Here is a 19,926-nt window from a genome sequence, read left to right on the forward strand (position 1 = left end):
AAGTTTTGCTTTGTTTTTACTTTACTCAACTAAAATGTTAATGAATAAATAAACAAGTCTATTTTATGTAATCTAGATTTCATTTTAAAACGAGCAATTTTTCTAGCATTCGTTTTCAAGCGCAATTAATATCAAACAATGACTAATAAATTAATTTTTATTGATAATTAATAAACTCCAGCTAATAATTATTAATTTTTGTTTCATTTTAACAAGACAAAAAAATCATTTGCTTTCGCAAATAGAGCAAACAAAGAGTATTAATAAAGCGATCAGCCAAAGGCTGGCACTGCGTGATCGCGTTTAAATTTGTTTTTTGATTAAAAACAGTAAAAAAAAGAGAAAATAAGTTAGTAAATTAAAAAGTAATTTTAGTTAAATATTTATATTTCAACATATATTTTAATTTTTCTTTTCTAGATTATTTGTGTTACATTCGATTGTTTACTTCTAACCTTAAATCAATAAAAACCACTCAGTTTACAAATTAAACAGACAAAAAACTGCATTTAATAATGTTCTTTGATCTTTTAGCAGAAATCGATTTATCAAACGCTTTGATCCACAATCCTTTGAGCGTAGCATCTAATCTAAAAATTGCTGAAGCTATTTCTTTAATGAGTGCAAGTAGAACAACCTGTGAACTTGATTTAGAAAAGTCTTCAATTCTTACTGAAGCTCAATCAAGTTGTGTTTTGGTAGTAGAAAATAACCAACTAGTTGGCATCTTGACAGCAGGAGATGTCGTGCGACTGGCGACAAAAAAACAACTTTTAACAGAAATTACTCTTGCTGAGGTAATCAGTCATCCTGTGGTGACTCTACAACAATCTGAATTGAGTGATTTGTTTGTTGTTTTGAATTTGTTTGAGAATCATCAAATTAGCCACCTACCTGTAGTTGATCAACAAGGATTAATAGTAGGATTATTAACTGCTCAAAGTCTAGAACAACTTTTTGTATCGATTGATTGGTTACGTTTTCGACAAGTAGCTGAAACCCAGACTTCTCAGGTGATTCATGCTCAACTAACTACTTCCGTTGCTACACTGACTCAACTTATGGCAGATCATCAAGTGAGTTCAGTTGTAATTGTAGAGGAAAAAGAAAACCATAAATTGTATCCAATCGGAATTGTCTCAGCCAAAGATCTGGTGCAGTTACTACCTTTAGAACTAAATTTGGCACAAGTTCAGGCACAGCAGGTGATGAGTTTTACTGTTTATTGTGTCACACCAGATGACTCTCTCCGAACAGTTTGGATGATGATGCAACACAAACAAATTGAGCAGGTAGTGATTCAAGATCATCAAGATTGTTTATTAGGTACTATCACGCTAACTGATTTATTAAAAGCTTTCAACCCAGTCGAAATCTATTGTATGGTTGACAAGTTAGAAAAACGAGTGTCACAACTAGAAGCAGAAAAACTAGAACTGATAGAAAGCCAATCACGAGAATTAGAGAAACAAGTACAGAAACGTACTACCGAATTACAAACTCAGTATCAAAAAGAACGTTTAGTAGCAGATATCACCAGCCAAATTCGAGAATCTTTAAACCTACAAAATGTTCTCAATACCACAGTAGCTGCGGTACGATCGTTTTTACAATGCGATCGCGTTTTGCTTTACCAGTTCGATCAAAATTGGAATGGCAAGGTTGTGGTTGAATCGGTGAGTAAGGGTGAGTTATCTATTATTAATCAAGAAATCAACGATCCTTGTCTCATTTCCAAATGGCATAACCTTTATCAACAAGGTTGGATCACGAGCATTGATAATGTTGAAACAAGCTTGATTGAGTCCTGTCATAAAGAAATGTTGGCTAACTTTCAGGTACGTGCCAATTTAGTCTTGCCTATTTTACAAGATGCTCATCTATGGGGATTATTGATTGTTCACGAATGTTGTCAGCCTCGCCATTGGCATCTTTCAGAGCTAGATTTACTGAAACAAATTACTGAGCAAGTAGCGATCGCACTACAACAAGCAGCAGCCTATGAACAAGCTCAAATCGAACTAGAAGAACGACGACGCACAGAACAAGCCTTACGAGAAAGCGAAGCACAACTGAAATTAGCTTTTGCAGCAGCGCGCATGGGAAGTTGGAACTGGAATATTCAGAAAGGCAAAATCAAGTGGTCAGATAACATGGAAAGCCTATTCGGGCTAGAACCAGGGCAGTTTGATGGCTCTTACGAAATGTTTGTTGCTAGCCTTCATCCCCAAGACCGCGATCGCGTTTTAAGCGCAATCAACCATGCTGTTACCACTGGTGCAAATTACGATATTGAATTTAGGGTAGTTTTTCCTGATGGCACAATGCGTTGGGCTTTAAGTCAAGGCAAAGTTTTTTACGACCACAACGGGCAACCAGTTCAAATGGCTGGTGTAGATCTAGACATTAGCGCTCGCAAGGAAATTGAAACTGAATTGTATCAACTAAACCAAGAACTAGAACAAAGAGTAGCAGAACGTACAGCAGATTTGCAGCAAAGCGAAGCTCGCCTTCAAGAAGCCCAAAAAATAGCTCGGATGGGCAATTGGGAATTTGATGTTATTACAGAAAAAATTACTTGGTCACCTGAAGTTTTTCAAATTTTTGGTCTTGATCCAGAAAGCAGTGAACCAATTTACAAAGATTTAAATCAATATATTCACCCTGATAGCCGAGATTATCACCAATTTCTAGTCAACAGAGCAATTGTCGACGCTGAATCTTATGAAACAGATCTAAAAATTCTTCGTCAAGACGGAACGTCAGGTTACATGTTTGTCAAAGGACAAGCATTTTGTAATCAGAAAAATCAAGTAGTTCGGCTGTTTGGAATTGTTATGGATATCACCGAACGCAAACAAGCAGAAGCAGAAATTCAACTGTTACAAGAACGGTTACAATATTTGCTTTCTTCTAGTCCCACCATGATTTTTGCTTGTAAGCCCGATGGAGACTTTGGAGCAACTTTTATCAGTGATAATATTAAAACTATCTTAGGCTACACATCACAAGAATTTATAGCTGATTCAGCATTTTGGTTTAGTCTTATTCATCCAGAAGATTTAGACAAAGTAAGAGCAACACTAGTCCAAATTTCAGAGTTGGAATACATTCGCTACGAATATCGTTTGTTAGATAAAGATGGTAACTATCGCTGGATGCAAGAAGAATCTCAACTGATAGTTAATCAAGAAGGACAAGCGATCGAGATTGTTGGCTCTTTGTCTGACATCACAGAACGCAAACAAACAGAAGCAGCATTAGAGCAATATACTCGCGAAGTGGAAGATTTGTATAATAATTCCCCCTGCGGATACCACTCCCTGGATACTCAAGGACGATATCTCAAAGTCAACCAAACAGAATTGCAATTGTTAGGCTACACTCGCGAAGAAATGATTGGTAAAGGCATCTGGGAATTTTTTACCGAAGCGAGTCAGCAAAATTTCTTAACAAACTTTTCATTGTTTAAGCAACAGGGTTGGATCAAAGATCTTGAATACGAAATGATCTGTAAAGATGGCAGTGTTTTACCCGTAATGATTAGTGCGATCGCTGTCAAGGATGAAGCAGGAAAGCTGCTTTATAACCGAGCCACACTGGTTGATATTACAGAGCGTAAACAAGCTGAAGCAGCCATAGCACAATCTGCGCGAGAAGTCGAAGATTTGTATAATAACGCGCCTTGTGGATATCACTCCCTGGATGCCGAAGGACGGTTTATTAGGGTTAATAACACAGAATTACAATTTTTAGGTTATACCCGTGAGGAAATGCTGGGTAGATTTTTTGTTGAGTTTATCACCGAATCTAGTCGCAATAACTTTATCAAGAACTTTCCTCTCTTTAAACAACGGGGTTGGGTCAAAGAGCTTGAATACGAAATGATTTGTAAAGATGGCAGTATTTTAAATACAATGCTGAGTGCTAGTGCAGTCAAAAATGTAGACGGAACTTTTTTATATAGTCGCTCTACTGTAGTTGATATCACAGAACGCAAACGAGCGGAACTAGCTTTACAAGCTTCAGAAGCCAAACTCCAAGGTATCATTCAGAGTGCGCCAGGTTTTATTACGACCTTTGATCGTCACGGAACAATCACCTATGTAAATCGTACAACGGAAAGTTTTTCTGTCGAACAAGTCATTGGCAGAAATATCTCAGAATTTTTATTGCCTCAATATCAAGACTTACAAAACAATTCACTCAAGCGACTCTTTGAGCAAGGAGAAACCGTTCAATTTGAGGTCGAAGGTTATGTCGATCAAAAAGGCAATACAACTTGGTATAGAGTGCAAACCAGTCCAGTCTGGGATGGCGAACAAGTAGTGATGGGAATTTCCACCGCGATCGATATTAGTGATCTTAAACAGGCAGAAACAGACTTACGAGAAAGTGAAAATCGTTATGCAACTTTAGCCGAAACAGCACCAGTTGGGATTTTTCGGGTTGATACTACGGGTAAAAGTATTTATGTCAACCATTATTGGGTTGAAATGACGGGAAGATCAAAAGAAGCAGTTTTGGGAGATGGCTGGATCGAAGCTTTACATCCAGAAGACCGCGAGCAACTCCTCTCCAAATGGTCTGAAAGTATCAAACAGCAACAATTTTATCGCAATGAAGCGAGATTTCTTCGTCCTGATGGTAGTATTGTCTGGTTTTTCTGTCGGGCATTACCTGAAACTAATCTAGAAGGTAAGATTGTTGGCTACATCGGTACTGTAACTGACATCAGCGAACTCAAACAAACCGAAGCAGCATTACGAGAAAGTGAACGCCGTTATGCAACCTTGGCAGAAAATATTCCTGTTGCTCTGTTTCGATTTAATTCAGAAGGCGACTGTATTTATGTCAATGAGCGTTGGCAAACAATGACAGGAAGACCAACTCAATCGGCATTAGGAAAAGGTTGGCTTGAAGCCGTTCATCCAGAAGACCGCGATCGCATTGTTAAAGAAAGTAAAAAAAAATTGACTGAGCCAAGTAAATTTCAATCCGAAGGAAGGCATTTGCTTCCCGATGGCACGATTAAATGGTTTTTGACCCAAACACTACCCGAAATCGCTCCTGGTGGTCAACAAATTGGTTTCTTTGGCACTTTGACAGATATTACCGAGCGTAAAAAAGCAGAACACATCATTCATCAACAAGCACAAAGAGAATTATCTTTAAGATTAATTACCCAAAGAATTCGTCAATCTCTTGACCTAAATATCATTTTTGATACGGCTGTCTATGAAATTCGTCAATTTATTCAAGCCGACAGAGTGGCTATTTATCGCTTTAACTCTGACTGGAGCGGTAACTTTGTCGCAGAATCGATGACAGAAGGTTGGACACCATTAGTAGGAACTTTACCCAAAATCCGCGATACTCATCTGCAAGAAACTCAAGGTGGTAGGTATGCTCACAATGAAACTTTCGTCGTTAATGATATTTATCAAGTAGGTCATGCTCAATGTCACCTGGAGTTATTGAAACAATTTGAAGCCCAAGCTTACGCGATCGCTCCGATCTTTCAAGGCGAAAAGCTTTGGGGATTATTAGCTGCTTATCAAAACTCTGCTCCTCGTCATTGGGAAGAAGATGAAATTTCTTTACTACGCCAGATAGGTTGGCAACTTGGAGTAGCTCTTCAACAGGCAGATTTATTTAAACGGCTACAAAAAGAATTAACAGAAAGAAAGCAAGCAGAAGCAAAACTTCAGCACATGAATCAACAATTAGAATTGAGTAACCAACAATTAGAGCGTGCCACTTCTCTTAAAGATGAGTTTCTCGCCAACATGAGCCACGAATTTCGCACACCTCTCAACACGATTTTAGGAATGTCCGAAGCTTTACAAGAAGAAGTATTTGGCAACCTCAACGAAGAACAGCAAAAAACCATTGCTGCAATTGAAAGTAGTGGCAGACACCTGTTGGAATTAATCAACGATATTCTAGATGTAGCCAAAATCGAAGCAGGTAAATTAGAATTACACCTCTCTGCCATTTCCCTTCAACAGCTATGCCAATCCAGTCTAATCTTTATTCAACAACAAGCTATTAAGAAAAGAATTCAACTCAATACTAAGATTACGTCAGATCTAGGAGTGATCCAAGTCGATCAACGGCGGATGCGACAAGTTTTAATTAATTTACTCAATAATGCCGTAAAATTTACTCCCTCGGGTGGGTTAATTACTTTGGAAGTTCAAGTAGAGTCAGCCGAACGCTATGACAATGCTCAAACAAATCAATTAATCTGTTTTTCTGTGATTGATACAGGTATTGGTATTGCTGCCGAAAACCTCAATCAACTCTTTCAACCTTTTATTCAAATTGATAGTGCCTTAAATCGTCAGTATTCAGGAACAGGTTTAGGACTCAGTTTAGTCAAGCAAATTACTGAACTGCATGGCGGGTTTGTGACTGTAAGTAGTGAATTGGGTTGTGGTAGTTGTTTTAAAGTATATCTACCCTACACTCCTCAAGCAAACGAAACAAAATCTTCTGAGCTAATTTCTGCTTCCCGTGCCAATGGTTTAGAAACCATCCCAAATTCTGTATTGCTTGAAATCCCTCAATCTCAAAGACAACGACCAGTAGTCTTATTAGCAGAAGATAACCAAGCAAACGCTGAAACTTTTGCTGATTATTTAGAAAGTCGGGGCTATCAAATTATTGTGGCTCAAAATGGGCAAGAAGCGATCGAGTTTGCCATCACGCATAATCCTGATTTGATTATTATAGATATTCAATTGTCAATGATCGATGGATTAGAAACTATTCGTCATTTACGCACTATTTCTCAGTTTATTTCTATACCAATTATTGCTTTGACTTGCTCGACTATCGCTCAAGATCGAGAAAATGGTTTAGCAGCAGGAGCTACAGAATATTTAATCAAACCAGTGAGACTTAAACAGCTTGTAACCACGATTGAACAATTATTAAATTAATAAATAGCCTCAAAACTTGAGAATGTATTAGTTTTTACGAAGGTGGAGTACCTTCGACCATTTATTCAAACTTCAAAAATCAAAAAATATGTTATAAAAGTGGAACAAATAACGACATAGTTAAGCTAATGAATATTAGTCAGTTAGTTAAAATTGACTATTTTTAGATTTATTTTTATTGAAAATATGTTTTAATCCAGCCACTAAGTTTTATTTATGAAACTAGGACTAAACAAAAATTGTTTCACTAATCTGTTATTCAAACTAGACTTCTAAAACTTTTATCAATTTTAACTTCAGTAAAAAAAATAGTTAATTGTCCGTAGTTATACGCAAGGGTTAATCTTTAAGATTTTTTCTGAAAATTGATTATTTTAATACTCAAAAATAAAATAAGAAACCGAGCAAAATTTACAAGAGATTAACTTGTGGTTTTAAAAAGGGTTAAAAATGGTTTCAAAAAGTAAACTAGATTACTTAACTACTTCAAAATTGTCCAATATTTGGCGTTTATCTTTTACGTAATAATAATTAGAGAAAATATTTAAAACAAAATTTGAAAAATTATTTAGAGTGAATTGTGCCAATGAATTCATTTTTTTCCATTATGGTTGTTGATGATGAACCCAATAATTTTGATGTAATTGAAACTCTTCTTTACACCGAAGGTTATGTGTTGAACTACGCTTCCAATGGTCAAAAAGCGTTAGAGAGATTGAATAAGTATAAACCCGATCTTATTTTGCTTGATGTCATGATGCCTGAGTTAAATGGGTTTGAAGTTTGTCAAAGGATCAAAGCCAACCCAACTTCGCAGCATATTCCCATTATTATGATCACAGCACTTGATTCCAAAGAAACTTTAGCACATTCTTTAGAAGTAGGAGCCGATGACTTTATCTCTAAACCAGTCAGTGGAATTGAATTAAAAGCAAGGATTCGCTCTTTATTAAGAATTAGTCAACAGCATCAATCAATTCAGGTACTTTGTCAACAACTCCAGGGTGTTAATCAACAATTAATCGAACTTAATGCTGTTTTAGAACAACAAGTTGAAGAAAGAACTGCTCGGTTAGAAAAAATAATTTTGTATGATGAGTTAACTCAACTACCTAGTCGCATATTTTTATTTGAGAAATTAGAAGAAATTCTGCGATACAGAAAAAAACAATCTCAAACCCAAAATATGTTTGCATTGCTCTACCTAGATTGCGATCGCTTTAAATTGGTCAATAGTGCTTTAGGATATCAAATGGGCGATCAATTATTAGTTGCGATTGCTCAACGTTTACAACAATATTTATCTCCGCAAGATCTGCTTGCTTATTTGGGAGGAGATGAGTTTTGTTTTTTTCTAGATCAAAGGAAAAACAAGTCAGAAATCGATCAGTTTGCTCAAACTATTTTAGAAAGCTTTAATTTACCTTTTATTGTCAAAAACCAGGAAATTTTTACTACAGCTTGTATTGGTATTGCGCTGGAAGATTGTACTTATCAAACGCCTCAACATTATCTACAAAATGCAGATACGGCAATGTACAAAGCCAAATTAAAAGGTAAAGGATGCTATCAATTTTTTGATATGCTCATGTACACTTCCAGCATTCAAAACTTGCAACTCAATAATGATTTGCGACGGGGATTAGAAAGACAAGAATTTTTGGTTTACTATCAACCGATTGTTAAACTTACTACTTTAGAAATTATTGGATTTGAGGCTTTAATCCGTTGGCAACATCCTCAACGTGGTTTAGTTGCTCCCAGTGAATTTATTCCCTTTATCGAGGAAACTGGGTTGATTATCCCGATTGGATTGTTAGTTCTTAAACAAGCGTGTCAACAACTTCGACTTTGGGAGCAAAATGGCTATTCGGATTTAATCATGAGTGTTAATTTATCAGTTTATCAATTTGCTCATCCTACTCTTTTAGAAGATATTGACCGCATTTTGGCAGAGACTGAGATTTCTCCTGCCTGTCTGAAATTGGAAATTACCGAAACTGCCATTATGGAGAACACCAACACGGCAATTTTACTTACTCAAGAGTTACAAGCAAGGCAAATCCAAATTAGTATTGATGATTTTGGAACTGGTTATTCTTCCCTTGGTTATCTCAGTCAATTTCCTGTTGATAGCATTAAAATAGACCGTTCTTTTGTGAAGAATATTAGTGATAATCAGCAGAATGTCGAAATTATCAAAGCGATTACCAGTATTGGACATACACTCTCGATGACAATTATTGCTGAAGGAATAGAAACCCAACAACAACTTGCTTATCTACGAGATTTAGGTTGTGAACTTGGTCAAGGTTATCTTTTTGCTAAACCTCTCAATAGCGAACAAGCAACAGCTATATTAAAGCATCGGATTTTAGATACCAACAAAGCAATTAACTAAGCAATTTAATCAAAATAATAACTCAGTCGCCAAATTTTCTTGCCAATCAACCATAAATTCATTAGCTCTTTGATAATCAAGAGAATCTTTAGGTATTAATTGCGCTGCTGCGATCGCACCTACAAAATCTCCTTGAGCAGCACGAGAATGAGCAATTAAGTATATTTGTTTACTCCACCTCCCGATCCAATGTTGAGCTAATTGATAATCTTGAGCATCAACAGGAACTTGTCGTAAAACTGCGATCGCTCGATTATAACTAGAAGCTTGACTAGGCTCGATCATTGTTTGGGCTACAGTTACCAAATTTTGCTTTCTTCCTTCTATTTGTGCTTGTAACTGCCATTGTCGAACTGCTACTTCGGTTTCCTCGATCAGAGATTGGATTGGAGGTTGTTGTTGCAGAATTAATTGTGCTGCTGCGATCGCGCCAACCCAATCCCCTTGACTAGCACGTCCTTGAGCAATATCTAAAATTACATGACTCCAACGAATAATATCTGATTGTGCTTCGGAAAAGAATGGTGAATTTGGTTGAACTTCTTGAGCTTTTTGAATTGCTTTTTGAAAATCAGAAGCTTGACTTGATTGAAGATAGCTTTTGCCACTTTCAGGAAGAGCAGTTGTTACCGAAGAATCTAAATGAAGATAAATTTTGGCTTTTGATAAAAGCTCATGAGCATCGGAAGTATTCGGTAAAATTAAAATCACGCTAATACCCCACAACAACCATTGCCACCAAAATCTTTTGGTTGAAGTAGATATTTTTGGTTTGAAATTATGATTCTGATGAGGAATCACCTCAGCACAAGTCATGGCTACCGCAGTTTTAGAATAAATAAATGAAGGTAATTCTGGGTGTTTATGAGTAACCGAATTTTGAGCATTAGCCCGTAGAAACTGTTGATTTGAGATGATCTCAAAAGATGTATTGGTGATCCTTACTGGTGAAATTTTAGTCCTAATAGGTTGAGTTTGACCGCCCTTCTCACAGGGCGACGGAACGTCGGATGTGCCGACGAGGAAACTTCGGCTTACAGAATCGCGGTGTTGGCAAAAAAAAGGTAGAACTGGTTCAGGGTTCTTTTTTAAGGTGGATTCATAGCTATTCATTTGCTCAATTTCCACTCAACTATAAGACTAAAAAATATTTGTCCTTACAGTCTACTCGCTTTCTTAAAATCTGGTATAAATTTTTTTTAAGCGGTATATTTAAGCGAGAAGATTGCATAAGCGCAGAGTTTTAATACGCTCATAATTACAAAAAACTAATTAGCGATCACGCATACCTCTTCTTTGGTGATGTTGTTCAATTAAATCAGCCATTTGGGTAAGTTGTTCGGGAGTTAACACCTCTCTCATTTGCAACATTGTTTCAAATTTTTGATTTTTTAACTGTTGTTCAAGATTCTGAACTTGTTGCTGTTGTTGTCGAAGTTGCTCGACACTAGTATCACTACTAGCTAAAAGCGATCGCATTTGGTCTTTAGCTTGCCGTAATTCTTCACGCAAAGTTTCGTGATCTGCTTGAGAATTTTGCTTAATTGTCTCAATTTGTTCTGATTGCTCGGGAGTAAGATTGAGTTGCTCAAATAATCTCATAGGCCCTTTTTTTTCACTTCTAAAATTGTCATCAGGAGGAGTTTGAGCGATTGATTGAGATACTATTGAAGTAGATTTTGTTTGCTGTGGATGGAACTGTGCAGCATAAGCACTAACAGGTAGTATTAAAGATAGTGCTGCTACGGTAGAAAGAGTACGCCACTTCATAATTAATTTTTTCTTCCTCAAATTAAAGGTTGTCTGTTGAATAACCCAATCTTAGGCAATTTTGCCTTGAAGCAACTTCGATCCTAATTCCCAACTGATCTATAACTTTGGTACTAAATTAATTTGGTACTTTGGAACTAGAGTGAATCAATTAATTCAATGACATGATCGTTACATCAGCTTTTTAAGTAAATTTAAACTGATGAATTATGAATGGAAAAAACACCCTTTTCGTTTACTACTTTATCTAGAGTGGATTTTGCTTGGAATTGCTTTAGTAGCAGGATTTTCTCTATTTCTAGAACGTCATCGATTGCCATTTCCTGTTCATAACCCAAGCACAATCTTTCCTATCGGCGCAACTATTAGTATCATTCTTTTAGGAGTGATGGGTTGGAGATTGCCAATTGGTTCTCGATTGGTACAAGGATTATATATTAGTTTTGGGTTTGGTTTAAGTTGGTTGGCAGTGCTGTTAGGAGGTAGAGGAGACAGAGTTTTTCCTGCTTTACTTTTAATTGTGGTCATTCGTGCTTGTTTGCTTTTTCCTTGGAGTGGGAGGATTGTTGTATCGGTTTTCAGTTATCTGAGTTTTCTTTTGCTACAGGTAATGTCTTGGCTCAAAATTAGTCCTTTTGGTATTCCCCTAGGTAAACCTTTACCGCGAGTAATTAGATATTTGCCCTCCGAAGAATTACAGAATCTTCTTTTGAGTTTAATCATTAACTCGGCATTACTATTTGGATTAGTGTTAGCTTTTGTATTGTTATTAGTAGGAGCAGTTTTAGCCGAAAACCAAAGTCGAGAAAAATTAGCTGTTGCCAACCGTCGTTTACGTCAGTATGCTTTAACCATCGAAAATCAAGCAACTTTACAAGAAAGAAATCGAATTGCTCGTGAAATCCACGATTCTGTAGGTCATTATCTGACTGCTCAAAGTATTCAATTAGAAAATACTGCTTTATTCTTATTTCAAGAACCTCAAAAAGCTGCCAATCATCTTCAAAAAGCAAGACAATTAGGTAAAGAAGCCTTACAAAATGTTCGCAATGCTGTCGCAACCTTGAGAAACGATCCGCTCAAAACGCGATCGCTTTCTATTTCTTTAGAACAGTTAATTACAGAATTTAAACGCAATACTGGGATTGAAGTTAAGTCAGAAATTAATTTATCTGTAGGACTTGCTTCAGAAGTTGCATTGGTTTTATATCGTATTATTCAAGAAGCATTAACTAATATTTCTAAACATAGTCAAGCCACTTTGGTGCAATTAAGGTTAACCGAACAGAAGCAAATGATTCAACTTCAAATTGAAGATAATGGTCAGGGTTTTAACCCAACTGACAACACCACAGGTTTTGGTTTACAAAGTATGCGAGAACGCACCGAAGCACTGAATGGTAATTTTTGCCTAGCTAGTAAACTAGAACAAGGATGCCACATCAAAGTTGAGATTCCGCTTTGGAGAATAATCAATCGCGATGATTAAAGTATTGATAGTAGACGATCAAAGTATAGTTAGGGAAGGATTAACTAGTTTACTGCAAACCAAACCCGATCTAGAAATAGTCGGAGAAGCAGAAAATGGGCGAGTAGCAATAGAACAAACTTTGGCGTTACAACCCGATGTAGTTTTGATGGATGTGAGAATGCCTGTGATGGATGGAGTGGCTGCTATTCGGATTCTAACAGAACAAATGCCTGGAGTTAAGGTGTTAGTTTTGACTACTTTTGACGATGATCAATACGTCACCCAAGCCATGAGTTACGGTGCTAAAGGCTATCTTCTCAAAGATACTCCTTCTGAAGAACTAGCCCAAGCAATCCGTTCGGTTAATCAAGGCTATACTCAATTAGGACCCGGATTATTTGAAAAAGTCATTATTAATCATCACTCTACCAAAAAATCTCCTCCAGAATTAACTTCTCTAACCCCTAGAGAAAAAGAAGTATTGCAACTGATAGCCAAAGGCTACAATAATCTCGAAATCGCCGAAAAACTCTATATATCAGAACGGACTGTCAAAAATCACGTTAATAGTATCTTACGACGTTTAAACTTACGCGATCGCACTCAAGCTGCTATCTTTGCGACTAATTATTTATAAAGTTTTTTGTTTTTGATCTTAAAAGCGATCGCGCCTTCTGATTCTACTGGTTACTGATAATGCGATCGTATTCTATTTAAATCGTTTCAGTACTATTCTAAACTTCCAATGGGAAAGCGATCGCAAATTAAGTTGATTATACTATCTGCATCCAAAGTATAAATAAGATCGAGTAATTCTAAAGCAAGATTTTGCAAAGAATTGAAATCAACTAAAGACTTGAGTTCTGTTATTTCAATTCCTCCAAAAGTTTCATCAGCAGCTTTAAAAATAGCATCTGCATAAATAGCTTTAAAATGCTCGTTCCATTGATTTGGTTTGATATAGTGCGATCTATTACCTAATCTGTTACGTTTTTGAATTTCTCTAAAACTATTTACAATTGAACTACGCCAACTTCGAGTCACTCTTTTTTCTACTTGAATCTTAATAAGATGAATCAACAAAATAACTAAAAAAGATTCTAAATTATTAATCTTATCTTGTCTGCCCATCAGTTCTAGTTCTTCAACTATAGTCATCGCACGTTCGTATTGACGATTTAGCAGACACTCTTTTAACTCTAATATTTCTTCCATAATCTACTCAATCGCGGATTTGGAGGTTTTACAGTTCAATTATAAACAGTTATATTTTTATCTTCTCTTAGCGATCGCTCTACTTATTCTATTTGTTGCTCTAGATAATATAAACTAGAAACAACGTAAGTATAGAGTTCTAAGGTATCGAAACAATGGAAGAACTCGCAAAATTGAGACAGTTGCTGGTTGCTGGTAATACGAGAGAAGCGATCGCACTTGTTGATGAACTAGAAGAAATGAGCAAGAAAGCGATTATTAGAAATATTGAATCCTATTTAGTATTGTTGTTAGCTCATTTAATTAAATATCAAGCAGAACAAAGAATTACTAATTTCTGGTTGGCTTCGATTGTCAATGCAGTAGTGGGAATTAAGAAATTAAACCTCAGAGATAAAAACTCTTACTATATTAAAAAAGAAGACGACTGGAATGATTATTTAGAAGAAGCGATAGAATTAGCTAGTTTAGAAGCAGCCAAAGAAGCGTTTGGTGGAATTTATTCTGTCGAACAATTATCGACTAAATTTGACCGCGATCGCGTGATAAAAATGGGATTTCAACTATTGCAATTAACTTATCAAGAAGAAACCAAAAAATTACCACAAATAATACAAGAATTTTTAAGCGATCGGCCTACTTGAAAATTTAAAATGCGACCGCTGCGAACAAGAGTACTTTTGATTAAATTAGCTAAATCTCAAGTTGAAAACTAGCTACAATGCAATCATTTTATTTATTTCATTTTTACTTATAGCGATCGCTCTACTTATTCTATTTGTTTTGTTGCTAAGGATGCAATTACGCTTATATTGAGATGGAACATCAAAGTGGTCGCGATTTTACCCAATCATTTTCATTGTTGATGGACATTAAGCATAAAGTAAACGACCTTTGGGAGTAGGAATAGTACGCCCTAATTCTTGAGCGGTTTCAATCCATTCTTGGATTACAATTTGTACATTAGTTACTGCTTCAAGATAAGTTTGACCATCTGCCATGCATCCAGGTAATTCTGGAACTTCTACGATAAAAGCTTGGTCTGACTCACTCCAATAAATAATTAATTCGTATTTAATCAACATCACTATCTCCTAAACCATACTTCACGATGAGATTCCTGATTTGCTTGACTTGATAACCTTTAGCTTTGCCACTTGTGGGTTGAATGTTAATTATTTCTTCTACATTATCTTTAGTAAAAATGTAATGATCGCCTCTAATTCTCTCTTCAAACCGCAGTTTCTTGAGTAGCTGGCATAACTCAGAAAATTTAATATTATGATCAGACGTACCGAAAAGTATTCTTTGCAGTAATTTTTTATATTTTCCCATAATCCCATCTAATCGGCGATCGCTTTTATCGTTTCTAGCAGAAGAATTGGTTTTTGTTATTGTAAATTATGCTAAATCTGGATAATATTGCTCTACCTGAAAATTTAAAAGATGATCACTGCGAGCAATACTATCTATGAAGAGGAAACCGTATGAACTTCTAAATTAACATTTAGTTGTTTGCGTAAAACAGTGAAAATAGCAGTCAAATTATTCATGGTTGGATTACCTTTTGCCGATAACATTCTGTGTAAACTTTTACTTGGTAATGAAGTTTCACTAGCTAGTTTTTCAAAGCCTGTAGTCGCATTAACCAAGTCTCTTAAAATAAGTCTGGCTGTTTCTGGTTCGCCGTTCAGAAAAAGAGAAGCAGCTTCATCTAGCAATGCTTTAGCAAATTCAGGTTCTCTTTGAACCCTGGCATTAATTGTTTCTTTAAAATTTCTAGTTATAGACATAATAATTACCTTTTTTTCTGCTTAGATTTTTTCTTCCGCTCTTTGTATTTTTTGTATAACTCTTTAGCTCGTTCTAGATCGGCTTGCTGCTTTTTCTTTGTTCCACCACCAAAAAAATTATAAGTTGCTTACCTTCTTGTGCTAGATATATTCGATAACCTGCTCTCAATTAATCCTGTATTCACCGATTCCATCAAACCATTTAATATTTGAAGTATTACCTAACTCTAGACGAGCTTTGGCAACTGTTACTTTGGCAGCAGCTTGAGGTTCTAGACTATCGAACCATTTTTGGTATGGGTTTGAACCATCTTCTCTGATATATTCCTGAACTTTCATTTGATTATAGTAACATTTATGTTACCATAAATCGCATCCATTTTTAACTCGTTTCAACTCTCTCGTAGGTTGGGTAGAACGAAGTGAAACCCAACATCAACAAACAAAAGTTATTTTTATTGATACGATTTAAGAAATGTAGAGCATAAATATCCTAATGGAACAATCGATTAAAATGGATTTTTACACTGTAGTTTTGCGAAAAAGTTCACTTTACTGGGTTGCTCTTTGTTTAGAAAATGGAATTGTTGGTCAAGGAGATACGCGAGATGAAGCTATTAAAAAGTTAAAAGAAGCAATCGAATCTGTGCAAGATATTCTTAAAACTGATTTTGACAGTCAATCTACTCCTATTTCCATTAAAGAATTACACGAATTTTTAACTGTAGAGTCAGAACAACCTATTACAGAAGCTTACGAACTTAGAGCTGTTTATGCCTAAAAATATTCCTTCTCTAAAACTGAAACAACTTATCAAAATTTTGGAGAAAGGAGGCTGTAAATTTTATCGAGAAGGAAAAGGAGACCACTGTATCTATATTCGCATTATTGATGATAAAAGATGGATTGTGCCAATCGATCTAGGAGCAAGAGAAATGTCTCCTGCTTATGTACTAAGGATTTTTAGACAGTTTGGTTTTACAGACAAGGAAATTGAAAAACTACTTAGATAAGCAGATAACTTGATTTTTGTTGAGTAGATGATTGCCATCGAGTTTTAAGTATTTATGGCTTTTCCAACAGATAGTTATTTGGTTTTTTGTTTCCACGCTCGCGCCCGTAATTCCAGTTTTCATACATAGGGATCGCCCTACTTGTTTTATTCTTCCCAATAAATAACGGGATCGCACCCTCCTAGGTTGGGGAGCCACTGCGTTGCGGAGGTTTCCTCAAGAGTTTATAAGCCCCGTTCCGTTGTAGCACGTGGCGTTAGAACAAAGTGAAACCCAACAACCAATATTCTCGGCTATGATTAATTCATGCAATATCGCCGAGCCAAAGTCCCAGGAAGTACCTATTTTTTTACTTTAGTCACTCACAATCGGCATCCTATTCTCTGTGAGCCTGAAAATATCAATTTATTGCGCGATTGTTTTAAAAGAATAATGAATAAGCATCCTTTTACAATTGATGCAATTGCAATTTTATGGATAATCAAAGGATTCGGCAATAGGACTTAGGGTTGTATCTGTTTGAGATTCGAGCAGTTTTTGGGCAACATCACGCGCAATTTCTAAAGTTTCAGTGATGGTTTTACCTTGAACAACAAGTCCTTGAAGGTCATCTGTTGTCGCTAAATAGTAACCTTATGGAAGTTTCTCGATGTGCAAGTTAATAATCTTTTCCATTGCTATTTATAAAGTGTAGGTTATAAACAATTACTGCTTACGATAAATTTCTCGACGATGACCAACTTTGATAATTTCTATTGTTAATACAGATGATTTTATATTATAAATAATGCGATAATCTCCTACACGAATACGATAGATAGAGTCACTACCAATCAGTTTTTTACTACCTGATGAATAAGGATTATCTGCTAAATCTTCTATAGCTTGTAAAATTCTGAAAATTATTTGCTTATCCAGCTTTTTTAGTTCTTTTTTAGCCGACTGCTTCCATTCAATTTTATATGATGCCATCTTGTTTTAACTCAGCAATTAAATCTTGATGGCTAATAGTTGGTTCGTCTCGCCTTTCTGCTACGATTGCTAAATCTTCTAGATCTTCTAGTAGTTCTTCAAATTGGGCAATAGATAAGATAACTGCTGTTTTTTCCCCTAATTCATTAGTAATGTAATTTAAAGCTAAATCTTTAGTATTAATCATGCTTGCCATTATTTAGATTATAGAATTAATTATAAACAGTGATACCTTTGGTTAGCTGCCATCTATGGGATCATCCTCATAGCTTGTAGGTTAGGGAGCCACTGCGTTGTGGAGGTTTCCGAGGGGCTGTCTCTTGAGGAAACCTCAAGAGTTTATAAGCCCCGTTCCGTTGTAGCACGTGGCGTTAGAACGAAGTGAAACCCAACAAAATTTATTCTCGGCTATGATTAATTTATGCAATATCGTCGAGCCAGATCCCTAGGAAGCACCTATTTTTTTACTTTAGTCACTCACAATCGTCGTTGTTTTCTCTGTAAACCTGAAAATACCGATTGGCATGGATTAGTTTGTATTTGTTGAGTTGAGGAACGAAACCTAACCTACAAGATCGGCGATCAACTAAGATCACACTTTTTGTCAACACTTCAATATATAAATAAATTAATTAATATATGTTTTAAATATATCGTGATTTAAGGATGTATAAAGACAAAAAAAAATTATTTTTATACATCGAAATTATCACATGGAGTTTTAGTTTCAATGAAAAAAGAATATATTAAAGAAAGTATTTTAGCTGCTTCCGCTGCAATGTTACTTACTGGATTAATAGGATTAATACCATCTAAATAATCCCAAATTTTTTCTATTACTAAGTGCTGTAGGAGCAGGTGGAGTAACATTGGCTCTTAAAAGATTTGAGTTAAAACTTACAGAAAAAATAAAACAAGATATTAAAACACAACTTAATTATCATGAATCTACACAAAATCGACTCCATTATCTTGGAAATCAGTTGCAAAATCTTGATGATATCTTGCAAAATCTACAAAAAAATATCCCATCAGAAGTTATAACAGAGAATGAAATCAATAGCTTTCTTAATCTACATCAGGCGGAATTTGAGCAAAAACTACTAAAAATTAATGGACAATTAAAAGCTTCAATAGAAACATTAAATCGTCAGAATCAATCAGCACAAGATCAGATTAAAAATATCAAACAGAAGTTAAATACTGTTGAACAATCTAACAAACCACAGCCTGCTACTCAGGAATGTTTACCTACAAATATTAACCAGGAAGAAATAGAAATTTCTAAAGGTGATGCAGTTATCAAATGGCTAAACGAGCGGGATATCAAAGTTGAAAAACATTTTCTAACAAAAGGTTCGGCGTACGATCAAGCATTCAAGAAACTAGCAATCTATTTAGGGAAAAACTACGCTAGTCTTGCTCAATTTCATGAAAAACTGATAAATAGTATTAACCAACATGGTAATAAATTTCAGTTACCTCTGAGAAATCAAACTCAAAATGATCTTCAAATTCACACTCAATTTGGTTCATATTTAAAAAATGCTGGCTGTTTTTCAACTTATTATTATGATCAAAAAACTAAAATTATAAATTTTGCCGTTCATGCCAGAGAAGATTTAAAAAGGTTTTTATGTGGTGATTGGTTTGAGCTTTTTATATTTGATAAAATTTCCAAATTCTTTAGATCACGAGAATTAAGCTACGAAAGTTTAGTTAATGCCAAAGTAATTTTTCCAAATAATGACATATGTGAATTAGATTTGATTTTTCTAGTCCAAGAACATCTCTTTTGGATAGAATGCAAAGCAGGTAAGAACTTAGATAATATTGAGCGATATCTGCCTAAATACTCCAATAATCATCAAAATTTTTTACAAATTCCTAAACCAAATGCTTTGATAGTGTGTCTGCATCTTAATAACGAAAAAGCAAATATACGAACGGCTGGGTGGAAAAATGTAACAGTAACAAATCCAGAATTACTTCTAACATCAATTCAATCTGTTCTAGAAGGAACTGTTAACTATGAAATAGCAGACGAGAACAATAAACAACCAATAACACCCAATTCTGAAAAAAATGGTGATTTAGTTTATCTATATCCTTCAACTATTTCAGAAGATAAATCAAGTGTTCAAGCTTTAGTGTTGTAATGTGGAGAGAAAAACTTAAGAAACGTTAATTTCACCAAAAAATTGGGATTAAATTAAATAGTGATTATTTGTAGGCTTGGCTTAATCAAGTAAATTAGCTTATTTTTAAAAATTTAAAGCTTTATTAAGGCTTAAGCAGTTAATCAACTCAGCCAATATTTTTAAGATGCCTAAATGATTTAGGA

The 19,926-nt window shown here is 35.4% G+C and carries 16 protein-coding genes and 3 pseudogenes; 9 read left to right on the plus strand and 10 right to left on the minus strand.

From position 1 onward, the window contains the following. Positions 1-515: 515 nt before the first annotated feature. Together STA7437_RS24620 and STA7437_RS02505 are read left to right on the plus strand one after the other, a co-directional pair. A complete protein-coding gene (locus STA7437_RS24620) occupies positions 516-6,947 on the plus strand; it encodes a PAS domain S-box protein (RefSeq protein WP_015191792.1) in 6,432 nt (2,143 codons plus the stop codon). A 586-nt stretch (positions 6,948-7,533) separates the two neighbouring features. Then, positions 7,534-9,348 (plus strand): EAL domain-containing response regulator, encoded by a 1,815-nt coding sequence (locus STA7437_RS02505; protein WP_015191793.1) that lies wholly within the window; start codon positions 7,534-7,536, stop codon positions 9,346-9,348. Between the two features lie 9 nt (positions 9,349-9,357). Here the strand turns inward: STA7437_RS02505 and STA7437_RS02510 are convergent, their stop codons facing one another. Both STA7437_RS02510 and STA7437_RS02515 read right to left on the minus strand, forming a co-directional pair. Then, a complete protein-coding gene (locus STA7437_RS02510; protein WP_015191794.1) occupies positions 9,358-10,461 on the minus strand; it encodes a hypothetical protein in 1,104 nt (367 codons plus the stop codon). Positions 10,462-10,620: 159 nt separating this feature from the next. Continuing rightward, positions 10,621-11,118, minus strand: a complete 498-nt coding sequence (locus STA7437_RS02515) for a Spy/CpxP family protein refolding chaperone (protein ID WP_015191795.1) — start codon at positions 11,116-11,118, stop codon at positions 10,621-10,623. A 202-nt stretch (positions 11,119-11,320) separates the two neighbouring features. Between STA7437_RS02515 and STA7437_RS02520 the strand changes: the two genes are divergently transcribed. Both STA7437_RS02520 and STA7437_RS02525 read left to right on the plus strand, forming a co-directional pair. Continuing rightward, positions 11,321-12,607, plus strand: a complete 1,287-nt coding sequence (locus STA7437_RS02520; RefSeq protein WP_015191796.1) for a sensor histidine kinase — start codon at positions 11,321-11,323, stop codon at positions 12,605-12,607. Next, positions 12,600-13,226, plus strand: a complete 627-nt coding sequence (locus STA7437_RS02525; RefSeq protein ID WP_015191797.1) for a response regulator transcription factor — start codon at positions 12,600-12,602, stop codon at positions 13,224-13,226. The genes STA7437_RS02520 and STA7437_RS02525 overlap by 8 nt, the downstream gene beginning before the upstream one ends. A gap of 92 nt (positions 13,227-13,318) precedes the next feature. On the opposite strand, the gene STA7437_RS02530 is transcribed toward STA7437_RS02525, so the two are convergent. Further along, the gene (locus STA7437_RS02530) at positions 13,319-13,804 is read right to left on the minus strand and encodes a DUF29 family protein (RefSeq protein ID WP_015191798.1); all 486 of its coding nucleotides are present in this window, start codon (positions 13,802-13,804) and stop codon (positions 13,319-13,321) included. Positions 13,805-13,959: 155 nt separating this feature from the next. Between STA7437_RS02530 and STA7437_RS02535 the strand changes: the two genes are divergently transcribed. After that, complete coding sequence (locus tag STA7437_RS02535) at positions 13,960-14,448, plus strand: DUF29 family protein (protein WP_015191799.1); 489 nt, start codon at positions 13,960-13,962, stop codon at positions 14,446-14,448. A 228-nt stretch (positions 14,449-14,676) separates the two neighbouring features. Here the strand turns inward: STA7437_RS02535 and STA7437_RS02540 are convergent, their stop codons facing one another. From STA7437_RS02540 to STA7437_RS27615, 4 genes and pseudogenes are all read right to left on the minus strand, one after another. Beyond that, positions 14,677-14,889, minus strand: a complete 213-nt coding sequence (locus STA7437_RS02540; protein WP_015191800.1) for a type II toxin-antitoxin system HicB family antitoxin — start codon at positions 14,887-14,889, stop codon at positions 14,677-14,679. Then, positions 14,879-15,139, minus strand: a complete 261-nt coding sequence (locus STA7437_RS02545; RefSeq protein ID WP_015191801.1) for a type II toxin-antitoxin system HicA family toxin — start codon at positions 15,137-15,139, stop codon at positions 14,879-14,881. Before STA7437_RS02545 ends, STA7437_RS02540 begins: the two co-directional genes overlap by 11 nt. Positions 15,140-15,273: 134 nt before the next feature. Beyond that, positions 15,274-15,597 (minus strand): helix-turn-helix domain-containing transcriptional regulator, encoded by a 324-nt coding sequence (locus tag STA7437_RS02550; RefSeq protein ID WP_015191802.1) that lies wholly within the window; start codon positions 15,595-15,597, stop codon positions 15,274-15,276. A 5-nt stretch (positions 15,598-15,602) separates the two neighbouring features. After that, a pseudogene (locus tag STA7437_RS27615) lies at positions 15,603-15,936 on the minus strand (type II toxin-antitoxin system RelE/ParE family toxin). Between the two features lie 175 nt (positions 15,937-16,111). On the opposite strand from STA7437_RS27615, the gene STA7437_RS02560 reads away from it, so the two are divergent. The 3 genes and pseudogenes from STA7437_RS02560 to STA7437_RS27620 form a co-directional block, all read left to right on the plus strand. Then, positions 16,112-16,378 carry a type II toxin-antitoxin system HicB family antitoxin gene (locus STA7437_RS02560; protein WP_041619703.1) on the plus strand — a complete coding sequence of 89 codons (267 nt, stop codon included), beginning with the start codon at positions 16,112-16,114 and terminating at the stop codon, positions 16,376-16,378. Then, positions 16,371-16,610 carry a type II toxin-antitoxin system HicA family toxin gene (locus tag STA7437_RS02565; protein ID WP_015191804.1) on the plus strand — a complete coding sequence of 80 codons (240 nt, stop codon included), beginning with the start codon at positions 16,371-16,373 and terminating at the stop codon, positions 16,608-16,610. Before STA7437_RS02560 ends, STA7437_RS02565 begins: the two co-directional genes overlap by 8 nt. A gap of 306 nt (positions 16,611-16,916) precedes the next feature. Continuing rightward, positions 16,917-17,084, plus strand: a pseudogene (locus STA7437_RS27620) (transposase); the annotation flags it as partial. Here the strand turns inward: STA7437_RS27620 and STA7437_RS27625 are convergent. From STA7437_RS27625 to STA7437_RS02580, 3 genes and pseudogenes are all read right to left on the minus strand, one after another. Further along, positions 17,082-17,285, minus strand: a pseudogene (locus STA7437_RS27625) (type II toxin-antitoxin system HicB family antitoxin). The pseudogenes STA7437_RS27620 and STA7437_RS27625 overlap by 3 nt on opposite strands. Before the next feature lie 30 nt (positions 17,286-17,315). Beyond that, entirely contained in the window at positions 17,316-17,582 is a 267-nt protein-coding gene (locus tag STA7437_RS02575; protein WP_015191805.1) for a type II toxin-antitoxin system RelE family toxin, read from the minus strand. Next, positions 17,569-17,769, minus strand: coding sequence for a hypothetical protein (locus STA7437_RS02580; protein ID WP_041619704.1), 201 nt, complete (start codon positions 17,767-17,769; stop codon positions 17,569-17,571). The genes STA7437_RS02575 and STA7437_RS02580 overlap by 14 nt, the downstream gene beginning before the upstream one ends. A gap of 682 nt (positions 17,770-18,451) precedes the next feature. On the opposite strand from STA7437_RS02580, the gene STA7437_RS02585 reads away from it, so the two are divergent. After that, positions 18,452-19,741, plus strand: a complete 1,290-nt coding sequence (locus tag STA7437_RS02585; RefSeq protein WP_015191808.1) for a Card1-like endonuclease domain-containing protein — start codon at positions 18,452-18,454, stop codon at positions 19,739-19,741. Positions 19,742-19,926: the final 185 nt, after the last annotated feature.

This window comes from Stanieria cyanosphaera PCC 7437 (assembly GCF_000317575.1).
Lineage (GTDB): Bacteria > Cyanobacteriota > Cyanobacteriia > Cyanobacteriales > Xenococcaceae > Stanieria > Stanieria cyanosphaera.